Here is a 12,611-nt window from a genome sequence, read left to right as displayed (position 1 = left end):
GCTGCCCACTCTCATAGGCATCAAAAAGATCCAGTATTTTAGCCATAACATCTCCTTCCCAGAGTCACGTTAGAATGATAAGATTCTACATGTCTTTTGTATAATTAACAAAACATAGAGATTCAGTTTTCACCAGAACCCCTATATAATTATTATACAGAATCCTAGCCTCTTTTTAAAGCAATTTTTCCGGTTCTTATTGATTCTAATATTTCATAGTGCTTAAACAGATCAATAAAACTGCTGACATCTTCAGTATCTCCGGTAATTTCCAAAGTCCAGATATCTCCAGATGAGTCTATAATCCGAGCAGGAATGGAAGAGACAAGCTGCAGAAGTTCCGCCCGGGTATTTCGACCGGCTTTTAACTTGATAAGAGCATGCTCCCGCGAGACAATAGACGCCTCTTTATAATCCCAGACATTTATAACATTAATGAGTTTCTGCAGCTGCTTTCTCACCTGTTCAAGGACCATATCATCACCATTAACAACGATAGTGAATCGGCTTTTTCCCGGTTTATCTGTAGATCCTACAGAAAGGCTTTCAATATTGAATCCTCTGCGGGAGAATAATCCGGAGATGCGTGTCATAACACCGGGTACATCATCACAAAGAATGGATATGGTATGTTTCATTTGGTTCCTCCCTCTTCAACAATATCCAGTATGGAACGCCCCCTGACCATCGGGTAGGCATGTTCGCCTCCTTTTTCGATGACACAATCGACGATATGAACACCCTTGTAGAGAGATTTCTCCATCATAAGAGCCCTCATATCATTCTGGGTTCTGATACGATGTCCCTGAGCTCCCATACTTTCAGCCATTTTAGGAAAATCAACGAAGGAGCCAAGATCACTGATATCAAAACTGCTCTTGTAGAACTCATCCTGGAGCTGAGCAATCATACCCAACCTGGAATCATTCATGATAAAGCAGATGATATTCAGTTTTTCGGCTGCAGCAGATATTATTTCCTGACAGTTCATAACAAAGGATCCGTCACCTGCAATGACAACAATCTGTCTATCGGGTTTACCAAAAGCAGCACCGATAGATGCGGGAAAACTGAACCCCATAGTGCCCAAGCCTCCGGAACTGATAAAGTTCCTTCCAGAAGGTAATTTCATCTCATGAGCCGCAAACATCTGATGCCGTCCGACATCTGTGATGATCAAAGGATTATCAAGGTATTCCTGCATAATCCTCATGGCTGCAATTTGAGTCAATCCATTCTCAGGAACAATAGGCAGCAAAGCTCTGGAATCAATATCCTTCAGATGCGAAATCCATTCAGTATTTTTACCAGGCTTTATCAAATCAATAAATCTTGTCAGGATTTGCTTTAAATCCCCTACAATTGGAAGAAGAGTTTCAACATTTTTTCCGATTTCTGCAGGATCAATATCAATATGAATTATTTTTTTATGCCCGGGATAGGTCTCCAGATTGATTGTATGCCTATTGCTAAAACGTGCACCCAGAGCCAAAATAACATCAGACTGATCAATGGCCTGATTTGAAACAACTTTTCCATGATATCCGCACATTCCCAGATTCAAGGGGTGATTATCATCGAGAGCCGCCTTCCCCATAAAAGTATGAATCAGGGGAATATTGGTTTTTTCGGCAAAAGCCTTTAATTCATCAAAGGATTCGGATGCAATTATTCCGCCCCCCGCCATGATCAAGGGTCGCTTTGCCTGTTCCAGAATTTTAACGGCTCTTTTAATCTGACCGGGATGCCCCTCTGAATTAGGGCTGTAACCCTCAAGGATAATCTCTTTTGGATCAGGGAGTGTAAATTCTTCGAAGAGTACATCTTTAGGTATATCAATAAGGACAGGACCTTTACGTCCGGTAGAAGCAATATGAAAGGCTTCCTCAATGCGGCTGGGTATTTCCTTAACTTCCTGTACGAGGAGATTGTGTTTGGTTATGGGTATAGTGATCCCTGTTGTATCTACTTCCTGAAATGCATCAGTACCTATATTTATCCTGGGTACCTGACCTGTTATTGCCAGCATAGGAATTGAATCCATATAAGCTGTAGCAATACCAGTGACCAAGTTTGTCGCCCCAGGCCCGCTTGTCGCCAGACAGACCCCGACTCTTCCCGTAGCCCTGGCATAACCGTCTGCCATATGCGATGCGCCCTGCTCATGTCTGGCCAGAACATGTTTGATGGAACTGGATGCGAGAGCTTCATAAATAGGCAGATTGGCTCCGCCGGGGTAACCAAAAACAACGTCGACACCCAGTTTTTCCAGAGTTTTCACAAGTGCCTTCGCTCCATAAGTTCGCCCTTTCTTCATCTGTTCCTCCTTTAAAATAAAATTTAAACTCAATTATATAGTTAATAAAATATATAAAAATGATATTAGTAAATAATTCTTTAACGATATTTCAACCCTTATAGATATACAATATAATAGCAACATGCCGGATATACTTCGATCCATGATGATCTTTAAACTAGAAAATGATTTCTCAAAAAGCGATCTCCAAAAATCATATAAAATTCTTGTAAAAAAATACCATCCTGACTCGAATCCCAAGAATCAGGACTGGTCACACAAGAAAATGACCGAAATAAACCTGGCTTATGAAACTTGCAATATATTCCTGGGCAATAAAATCAAAGATACACATGACTTTAATAAAGAAGAAGTCAAAAAGCAAGAGAAGGAACCAATATTCCATAAAAAGAATAATAAATCAAATACTAAAACAAATAATATCACTCCTAATGGAGAGATCAGTCAAGAACTGTATCTAAAAATTAAAGAATTTTCTTATAAAATCATATTAGCCTCAGAAAAATTCTTTGAATATGGCCTTGAAAACCGTAAACTTAGATATGAGGGAGTAAGAAGATTCCGTTATAGAGAATGTTTACGCTTATTTGATAAAACATTTTCGGATGTATTAAAGTTAGAAAAATTTTGCCGACATGACTATGATCATTATTCGTTGAATCTATTCATCCGTTTTACAGGCAATTTCAACCAATACATTCTCTTAAAAGATAACGATATTCCCCGGCATCCTCTTTTAAACAAACACTGGCTGATTATGGAAGACTATTTGATACAGTGTATTAAAGACTATCTTGTACCCTATCAAGTAGTCCAATATAAAAAGCTACACTGGAAAACAGCTTTTACTCAAAGTTGGAATCAACTGATATACATAGGTCAGAGATTTCCAGCCCTCGAAAAGGATGAAGTATTTTTGATTTTCTATAATCTGACAGACAGTTACAGGAATATAAGAAAAGAAGAACAGGATCATCAAACTTATTTCTTCCGATCCCTCTGAGAAAACACTACAGGAGATAAAAAAAGCTGCCCGAAGGCAGCTTTTATTATTTTTTATTCCTCAGGTTATGCTGAGCAACAGACAACTTAGCTATAGGAATACCGTAGGGAGAACAGGAAACATAGTTTAAACCAGTATCCATACAAAAGTCGACGTTTTCCGGTTCGGCACCATGCTCACCGCAGAGTCCCATTTTCATATCAGGTCTCACCATCCGGCCTCTTTCAGTCGCAATCTGAACTAGTTCTTTCACGGGGCCGTTCAGATATTTGAAGGGATTTCTCTCTAACAGGTCATACTCATTATAATCCGTAAAAAAAGAATTAAAGTCGTCCCTGGAAATACCATTCGTCGTCTGGGTCAAGTCATTCGTACCAAAACTGAAAAAATCAGCATAGCGGGCTATTTTATCGGCATTCAATGCAGCACCTGGCAGTTCAATCATGGTTCCCACCTGATAAGGAAGGGGATCAATGTCATACTTTTGACGAACAGCCTCCTCGATATCCCGGATACCCAAGATTTCGGCGCCTTCAATCCTTTTCCCAAATCGTACCGTTTTGACCTCTCTGTGAGACATAACAACAGGAAGCATAATCTCAGGCTTACAGTCTATTCCATCTTCCACTTTTAATTTGTAGATAGCTTCAAAGATGGCTCGTATCTGCATGGCATAGACTTCCGGCTTAGAAATTGCCACTCGAATTCCGCGGTGTCCCAACATGGGGTTCACTTCACCCATCATATCGCAGCGAAGACGAATTTCCGATTCGGTGACCTTAGGATAATCCTTTTTGTAATAAGAAATAAACTCCAGCATACTCTCTCTTGTATGAGGGAGAAATTCATGAAGTGGTGCATCCAGCAAACGAATAGTAACAGGATGCCCTTCCATAATCTTAAATAGATTGTAGAAGTCTGATGTTTGCATCTTGCCCAGTTTATCGAGAATTTTAAACCTGTCTTTCATTACATCAGTAATGATCAACGAGCGAAATAAAGGAATCCGTTCTTCATCGAAAAACATATGCTCGGTTCTACACAATCCGATTCCATCAGCATGAAAAAGTTTGGCCAGCTGAGCATCCTTTGGCTGATCCGCATTGGCATGAACATCAAAATCTCCGATAAATCTCTGAACAATTTCAAGATACTCGAGGATTCCGCTTTCTTCAATACTAGGTTTGATGAGTCCAACTTTCCCAAAATATACGGTTGGTTTGTCATAAGAGGTTACATCCATGGTGATATAATCCCCTTCCTTTATCGTCTCATCACCAATTTTGACACTGGATTTAAGAATCTTGATATCAGGATGGACCATGGCAACTTTTCCAAGGCTGCGGGCAACGACTGGTGCATGAGAAGCATAACCACCCTCTATGGTGATAACACCCTTACAAACTTCGATAGCCTTAACATCTTCCGCATAAGTGGACTTCATGATAAGTATAAAGTTTGCCTCAAGCCCCCGCTGGGTTGCAATTCTATATTCTTTCATCAACTCATCTGTCGAAAAGAATACGCGTCCCACGGCAGCACCGACAGAGCCGGAGATACCACCCTTAAAGGAAGAAAGTTCCTTTGCTGACTTGCGGTCGATAACCGGGTGAAGAATCTCAGCTAGTCTGTTCGGTTGAATATCAGTAATAAGGTATTCATCCCTAACGACACCCTCTTTGTTGAGGTCTAGAAGAGTTCTGATATGTGCCTGTGTTGATTTCCCGTCAGCTTCCTGTTGGTCAATAACCCAGAGTCTACCGTCTTCGACAGTAAATTTGACCTGACGGATCTCTTTGTAATAGTTCTCGAGCTGCCTGGCAATTGAATCAAGATCCTTGTATATTTCCTTCGTGATTTTTTCGATACCCTGTCCATCAGAACTAGTAGCATCAAAGGAATTAACAAAAAACTGGCCATAGAGTTTATTAGAACCATCTACAATATCCCTAGTAAAATAGCTTCCAAAATAACTTTTTTTGCCATAATTACCAAAGGTCATAGCCTGAACAAGGAGGGATGAATCATTAACCGATTCAGAAAATTTCAAATATTTAGTATATAGAATCTGAATGAATTCGAGCTGTGCCCAGGAATCTGAAAAGATTTCCTGAGGGTACAAACCCTCCAATTCCACAAGAGTACTCTTTGTTTGAGCTGCATCGGTGCAGGATTTAAGAGAATTAATCATCTTTTCAAGAAGTTTTCTTCTGTTGGCATCCGACTCAATTTCCAAATCAAGAGTAACGACGCGCCTGAGCATATTCCTATACTCATGATAGGCAAACTCTTCACCCACAAAGGATGCAAAACCATCTATTGTGCTGCTGCATAAACCAACATTGTGGAGACTGGCAAATGTATCGATCATATTAAGCTGTGGACTGAGAACATATTTGATCAACAGAGGATTTTCAGAATCTCCGAATTTTTTTCCGATGACACTTTCCATATTGCTGATAGACTTTTGAACTTTCTGATTGTTAGTTCCCGGAGTGTCCAGCTCCGCAAGGAGAGAGTCATTAGTGAGAATAAATCCGGGAAGAATAGGTATTCCCAGACTGGCAAGGTGCATCAAACGCCGACCTCTGTAACCGAGGGCGTCAAGAACATCCTTATCCTGCGTGAAGACTTCACTACTGAATGAATAAATATCCATAAAGATAATTCCTTTTTTTTCGAGTACTCATCAAAAAAGATCAAGCACACTATTGACGGCTCCTCTTAAGAAGACTTCATACCGCTGGCTTGCGCCTTCGAAGAAATACTTTTTAAGCTTTGAGACATCTTTAATATTTTCACCTGACACGCTGAATAAAATGGGTGTACCATGTTTGACTTTTCCCCATTTGAACAGTGTATTGATATCGTTGATTTTTTCACCGTCATACCAGATTAGAACATCCAGACCCGGATGTGTTGCCTTATAGCTGGCAATAATTTTTTTCCAAGCTTCCACGTTTCCATTATGAAACAATTCATTTGTAACCAAAACGGAAATTTTTGCAGAAACACTCTTCGAATTAACAGGAGCAACATTTTCCTGCACAGAGAATTCTTCCTCTGGAGCCTTCATTTCGACCCTCTCTTCTGGTCGGACATCAGGGTCAATATAAGATTTTTTAACCTTAACTTTTTTCCCATACAAAAGGTTGAAGAAATCCGCACAAGCTGATTCTTCTGTCTTCAGGTCTGACTCTTTGCTGCTTTTAATGAAACAAATCATTAATTCATCCCGTTTAAGGGGTAGTACAGGAGCCCAATGGGCCTTGTTCGTCGGGTTGATGACAGAAAGATCACCGCTAGAGTTGTAAAAAGCCAGAACAATATCCAGCATGGTCCACTGAGAAACAGCACTGATTAGATTATCTACGGATTCGACTGCTTCTCTTAGATTCTCTGACTGACGCTGATAAGAGAATTTATCAACCAACAGTAAGTTGAGTACAGGCCTCAGCTGATGAGGAGAGACGGATCCCTCCCCAAGAGCATCGGTAAGTACATCAGCCAGGTTCAGGCCCTCTTCTACTTCCGAAGAAAAAGAGAGGGTTGTCTTAAAATGCCCCAGGGTTCGGTTAAACCCGGCCCTGGTGGATAATAAATTAAATTTATTATCACTGATGTTTTGCGTCATATTAGATCTCGCTTAATTCATCCAGATTTACTTTCTTCCTGCTTGATTTGGAAGGAGTAACGTCAGCCTTTCCCTTTGGAGTTTCTTTTCCTTCGTTCAAAGACTTCAGTTTATTTGCATATTCTGTTGAAACAGGAGCTGCGGCGCCACTGGAATCACCAAAAGTCTGATTGATGTCATCACGAACCGTTGAACGACGTCTCTTAAAGGAAGCAAATGCTGCATCGGCAAACCCTTTGGAAACACCATTCAAAAATTCATTCATTACATTAGCCATGCTGTTCAAGGTGTATTTCTTACGTTTGATACTTGTAATATCCACATCAAGAACAAGACCGGGCTGAACATGATAAGGGTTGATGATGTAATCAAATTCTTCCACTTCTTTTTCAAGAAAGTCAATTCTCTGATCAGCTACAACTCTCATTTTCGGATTTTCATAACCGAATGTTATGGCCACTTTTTCTTTAGATTTCCTAAGCATCTTCTTAAGAAGCTCTTTTTCGTAGACATATGTCTGATTCAGGCGCTCGACATCTGTGTCTTCAACACGGAGACGCATGATTTCATTCCAGTTCTTTTCCTGCTCTTCATAAGTGGGATCACCAGAAACATCTTTGATCTGCTTTTTGATACTTGCTGACGTTTTTTTACTCAGATCATCAAAGTCATTAATTTTGCCTCTGGATTTCTTACCCTGGTAAACAACTTCTACAACATCCCAGGCATGAAGAACTTCTCTTCTGAATTCATCAACCTGTTCATCATAATTCTTTCTCAGTTTTTCAAGCTGATCATTGTCATAGAATTTCAGTGTGATCTGATACCTCTCATCAGGAAGTCTTGCAGGATCTGCATCTTCATATTCCTTGATAATCAACTCACGGGCATTCTTCAGGTTTTCAACAAACTGATAACCCATTTTACTGGTATCAAGAATGGATGTCAGATTGTTTACGGCTGTGTTGAAACCTCTGTTTCGGATGTTTTCGTCATCCACAATCCGTTTAATATTTTCTCTGATGTTCTGAGAATCAAATTCATCTCTTGGAATTTCAGCTCTCAGACCTTCAATTTTTTCAACCATGTTTTTGGCCATAAAGGCATAGCGTCTGGAGGATTCATCTTCTTTTTCATCATCGGTAAAATCAGTAACTTTTTTGATTCTTTCGAACATCAGTTCGGAATCGGTAAGTTCCTCTTTTCCTTCATCCACCAGCTGATCCTGAAGAACTTCAATTTCTCTATCAATAAATTCAGAAATTGTTTTGGAAATCTGATCTTTGATAATATATTCAACAGAAGCCTGATACTGAAGGATCGGACTGATCAGTTCAGATTCAAGAATGTTGATAGAGAGCTTCACATCAGAAACGACCTTTGGTTTGAATGCGTTATCTTTGAAAGAACACTTGATGATGGAATAAGCATTTTCACCTCTGATGAAAGCACCGACATCCGTCTTCTGTCTCAGTAAAGCATTTGTTTCATTTTCAAGATCATTGAGACCTCTCTGAACATGACCCTGAAGGTGACCGTACATATTAACAATGGACTTTTCAACTTCGGCAGTGTTAAATTTATCAGCACCACCAATCTGGTCCAACATTTCTGAAATTTCTTTTGGAGTGTATCGGGCAAGAGCCTTATTTTCCTCTTTATCAATGAAACCCCGAATCTTTTTGACCATTTCATCTTCAGTGGTAACAACATACCGATTGAACATGTTCTGGTAGTTCTGGTTGTAATAGTTATACAGTTTCTGCTTCAGACCACCCATAACATCAAGTTCTTTAAGAACTTCCTGAGGGAGTTTTGTCTCAATTTCTTTTAGAATCTTTTCGGATTCTTCCTGTACGACACGTTCGAACTCATCATTCTGAAGACGTCCATCCTGTGCAAGACTGTTTCTTGAACCTACAGCAGACGGTTTTGTTGGGTGAAATACATTAGGACTTCTGGGAAGATCACCAGCCATAATACTCTCCTTGATTTAATCTAATAGAAAATGAAAAAAACGATTTCATTTTCACAATTATATTACATATTACTTTTTTTTCAAAATACAAACTTATCATTTTTCAATATAAGGCAGCTAAATAATAAAAAAACGTCATTTTTTCATTATTTATGGAATGACTATTCACTTTTCAAAACTCTTTATCTAACAGATCCATGATTTTCATTCTTAGCTGTTCACTCTTAGTGCGCCCCGCCATCGCTGTCAATTCATCACGGATACGATTTTTTTCAGAACCTGACAGGTCCTGCTGATCAAGCTGGTTCTCCAATTCCGCCAGATACAAAAGATCAACTTCGAGTTCCCTTCTTATCAATCGGGATGCGATAAACCAGATGGAATCTCCTTGTTGGATAGTATAATCCTTACCGTCGGGCATTTCCAGAATATTCCCACTATAAATCCAGTTCGGGTTGTTTCCTTCATTTACCTGATAGTCCAGATCACGATATCCATTTCTTACGGCAATATCATTTGAAACCAGGTGAATGTCTACAAGAGTGATGGTGATGTTTTCAATTTCCAGATAGGCAAGAGCTTCCTCTATGGTTTGAGGCTGTCGCTCTGTTTCTACAATGGGTTCTTTTAGGACATCCTTTTCTTTTGCGGCATCTTTATCAGCTGCGGCATCTTTATCAGCTGTGGCATCTTTATCAGCTGCGGTATCTTTATCAGCTGCAGCATCTTTATCAGCTGCGGCATCTTTTTCTGTTGCGGTATTTTTATCAGCTGCGGCATCTTTATCTACACGGACAACTTTATCTGCACTGTTTGTTACTGAAGAACCGGCCGCCGGCTTGACCATGAAAAAGTATGTGACCCCTCCGAGGAGGAGGAGAAGTAATGCGATAAGCAATATCCAGAGAAGAGTCTTATTGCTGCTTCTTTTCACTTGGGCTTTAGGTGCCGGCTTCAGATCAAACCCCTTGCTCTTCTGCTCAGGAATTTGTTGACTGGCCTTCGGAGCTGCAGGTTTAGCTGGTAGCGCACTCACAGTCTTTGCCGCAGCGGAAGACGTTCCTGAGGTTAAAGCCGGCCCGGCGCCATAAATATTTTCAAGCAATGCCTGAAGTCTTTTCTTTTCATTAGAATAAATAACATGATCCGGAGACTGAACCTTCTTCATCTCCTCACAGATCTCTTGTGCTTTTCTAAAATTGTGAGGATTCAGTTTACTGCTGCTGACCCTGTAGAGGATAAATGGTCCTTTTAATCCTGAATATAGATCTCCCAAAACAGGCATCTGGGGAGATGGTTCTGAAAGAGAACCAATCTGCTGCTCTAACATCTGGATTACTTTTTGAGGAGTTTTTTTGCTATTTTGGTCTATCAGGGTTTTAACATTGTGAATGAATAGATATTCCAACCCGGGAGTTATTGGATTTTTGATTTCTGGAATAATTAATGAATCCTGGATTTCGACTCCCTCAAGGAGGGACTTCACCGAGTCTTCAAGTTCATACAGAGCCTGCCAGGAGTCTCTTCCTTCCCAGGATTCAAGGTATGGGTGAAAAAAGGTCAGATATTTGTTAATAAGGAATGAACTCTGGGGGATGTTGTTTTCAAGAATGAGAGGAAAACCTTTCAATGTTTTAATTTCGGTCTCAAGTTCATCATTGGTTCTATGGGTCAGAACCATCCGATCTTGTGAAACATGCCAGCCTGCCCAGCGGGGGATTCCCTTTCCAGAGGAATCAAAGGGAACAATCAGACTGTTCAACTCACCAAATTGTATCAGAAGCGTTCCATCTCTGGCTTCGGCGGTCATTCCATCCCTATTCAGGATTTGACCCGATTCCATCAGGAAAGGCTGAACTGCCGAGGTATTGGATCCTTCTGGAAAAAGATGGAGAAGATGATCCGTTATGTCTTCCCTGGTCGTCAGGACAAAAATTTCTTTTTTACGGAGAGATCTTCTTTTTATGATCTGAACAAGAGCGTCTCTTTCAGAATTATTCATGCTCTCTTCTGGAATGTGGGTAAATACGGTGTTGACTTCATCAGGATCTATCCCCTGGGAAGCGAGGGCAGCAAAATACTGATCCTCCATGTCTAAAGATATCCAGTTTTTATGAATCAGGTAAAATTTTCCATTTTCACTTATAAAGAAACCCGATTTATTCAATTCCTCCCGGGTATAACGAAGAGGATTTTTCAGTAGCAAGGCCTTGATGCGGTCACATTTCTGGTTGCTGTGCAGATCTGTCTGCTCTCTCTTATGGAGATCAAAAAGGAGGGTGTCATCAAAATTAAGGTGAATGTTTCCATTATTATAGAAATAAAGGTTATGCCTGTTTTCTCTTGTTTTAACCTGCCTGTAATCATTGAATTCTCTGGCAGGGAGATGAAGTCCCTGGAAAAACTTTCGGAAATGTTCGATGACATCCACATCTCCCAAATAGGAGAGTTTATGATGTCTGGCATACTCAACTTCAAGAAAGGGATTTCCTGTGTAGGAGGAGGTCAGAACAATCCTGGATGTGATTTTATGCAAGACCTCCGGCAAGTCCGGTGAATTACCGATGCGTAAAAAAGGGTCATCATCATCCCGGTCACTGCCCAGATACAAGACATAACATTCTGGTCCTAAATGAAATACACGATGGGACTCACTGGTTCTTCCAAGGGTTCTCACGAAAAAATCCTCCCGTTTTTTATCAGTACTATAACTGTACAACTATTTACTCTTATTGTCCTCTTTTAAACTTACAAAATTATATAGCGGTCTGGGGAAATCCCAGTTTTCAGCTGATAATTCATTCCTTTCATGCATAATACCCAGATATTGAATCATCAGATTCAATCTTGCATACAGCTTTATGCATTGATTTTTCAATTCACTCCTATCCATATCAATCCATCGGGCGGGTCCTTTTTTCAGATCTCCGGCGGTGGCACTCAGCATTCGGTCTCTGCCGCTGAGGCAGTCGGTAAACAATTCAAAGACAGCATGGAGAGAAGGACTTTTTTTCTGCTGCCATTCATGCCGGATAGTATTGTCCAAGTAAAAAAGGGATCTTAAAGACCCGGGATTTTTCATATCCCAAAAAATGCAAATATAGTCGGCTACATCATCCCAGAGGGACCATCCGGAGAGAAATGAAGAGGACAGTTGAAAAAAATCCTGGAAAACAGACGATTCTTCAGAAGATGGTCCCTCTGAAGATTGTCGGTTCTAATATCTTTTATCTCTTTCAGGATTCACGGTATCCGTCAGAAGATAACGGCCGGAAGCATACTTTTCTTTCAGCATCTGGTATTGACGGTTCAACCTGACATATCTGTTTTTCTGCCCCTTCCTGATGGTGAGGCTGGAACTGCAGAGTCCCTGTGTATCCCCTATCGAGAAATCACACTTTCGGCAGAAAGTGCAGATATTTATGTACAGCTGATTCTTCAAACAAAAGTTTTTGTAAAAAAGCTCTTCTTCTGAACGGCTTCCATAGGAATGGAGAGGATACTCTCCGGGAGTATCCAATATTGTTCTTTTCAGACCGGCATCCAGGAGTCTGGACTTGAGGATCACATCTTCCTGGTCATCATCATCCCTGGTGGCTGCACTTTTTTCCAAAAGTGCCCTAGCTTCCTGCAGTAACTCGGTTCTGTTGGGAAGTGACGCTATGGAAAATTCTTT

General features: G+C 40.4%; 9 protein-coding genes. 1 reads left to right on the top strand and 8 read right to left on the bottom strand.

The window, feature by feature from the left end:
* Positions 1 to 164: 164 nt before the first annotated feature.
* Both ilvN and ilvB read right to left on the bottom strand, forming a co-directional pair.
* Positions 165 to 638 (bottom strand): acetolactate synthase small subunit, encoded by a 474-nt coding sequence (gene ilvN / locus PF479_RS00405; RefSeq protein ID WP_298001099.1) that lies wholly within the window; start codon positions 636 to 638, stop codon positions 165 to 167.
* On the bottom strand, positions 635 to 2,317 hold the full coding sequence (gene ilvB, locus PF479_RS00400) for a biosynthetic-type acetolactate synthase large subunit (protein ID WP_298001097.1): 1,683 nt from the start codon (positions 2,315 to 2,317) through the stop codon (positions 635 to 637). The genes ilvN and ilvB overlap by 4 nt, the downstream gene beginning before the upstream one ends.
* A gap of 145 nt (positions 2,318 to 2,462) precedes the next feature.
* Between ilvB and PF479_RS00395 the strand changes: the two genes are divergently transcribed.
* Positions 2,463 to 3,323 carry a J domain-containing protein gene (locus tag PF479_RS00395; protein WP_298001096.1) on the top strand — a complete coding sequence of 287 codons (861 nt, stop codon included), beginning with the start codon at positions 2,463 to 2,465 and terminating at the stop codon, positions 3,321 to 3,323.
* Between the two features lie 46 nt (positions 3,324 to 3,369).
* Here PF479_RS00395 and PF479_RS00390 read toward each other — a convergent pair whose 3' ends face one another.
* From PF479_RS00390 to PF479_RS00365, 6 genes are all read right to left on the bottom strand, one after another.
* Complete coding sequence (locus PF479_RS00390; protein WP_298001094.1) at positions 3,370 to 5,982, bottom strand: putative PEP-binding protein; 2,613 nt, start codon at positions 5,980 to 5,982, stop codon at positions 3,370 to 3,372.
* 30 nt (positions 5,983 to 6,012) lie between these two features.
* A complete protein-coding gene (locus PF479_RS00385) occupies positions 6,013 to 6,957 on the bottom strand; it encodes a hypothetical protein (RefSeq protein ID WP_298001092.1) in 945 nt (314 codons plus the stop codon).
* A gap of 1 nt (position 6,958) precedes the next feature.
* Complete coding sequence (gene cfpA / locus PF479_RS00380; protein ID WP_298001090.1) at positions 6,959 to 8,935, bottom strand: cytoplasmic filament protein CfpA; 1,977 nt, start codon at positions 8,933 to 8,935, stop codon at positions 6,959 to 6,961.
* Positions 8,936 to 9,107: 172 nt separating this feature from the next.
* Complete coding sequence (locus tag PF479_RS00375; protein WP_298001088.1) at positions 9,108 to 11,612, bottom strand: hypothetical protein; 2,505 nt, start codon at positions 11,610 to 11,612, stop codon at positions 9,108 to 9,110.
* A 42-nt stretch (positions 11,613 to 11,654) separates the two neighbouring features.
* A complete protein-coding gene (locus PF479_RS00370; protein ID WP_298001086.1) occupies positions 11,655 to 11,981 on the bottom strand; it encodes a hypothetical protein in 327 nt (108 codons plus the stop codon).
* Between the two features lie 171 nt (positions 11,982 to 12,152).
* On the bottom strand, positions 12,153 to 12,611 hold a 459-nt coding region (locus PF479_RS00365), incomplete at its 5' end, for a hypothetical protein (RefSeq protein ID WP_298001085.1).

It is taken from the genome of Oceanispirochaeta sp. (assembly GCF_027859075.1).
GTDB lineage: Bacteria > Spirochaetota > Spirochaetia > DSM-2461 > DSM-2461 > Oceanispirochaeta.
The sequence above is the reverse complement of the archived record's forward strand: the minus strand, read 5'-3'. Positions and strand labels throughout refer to the sequence as shown.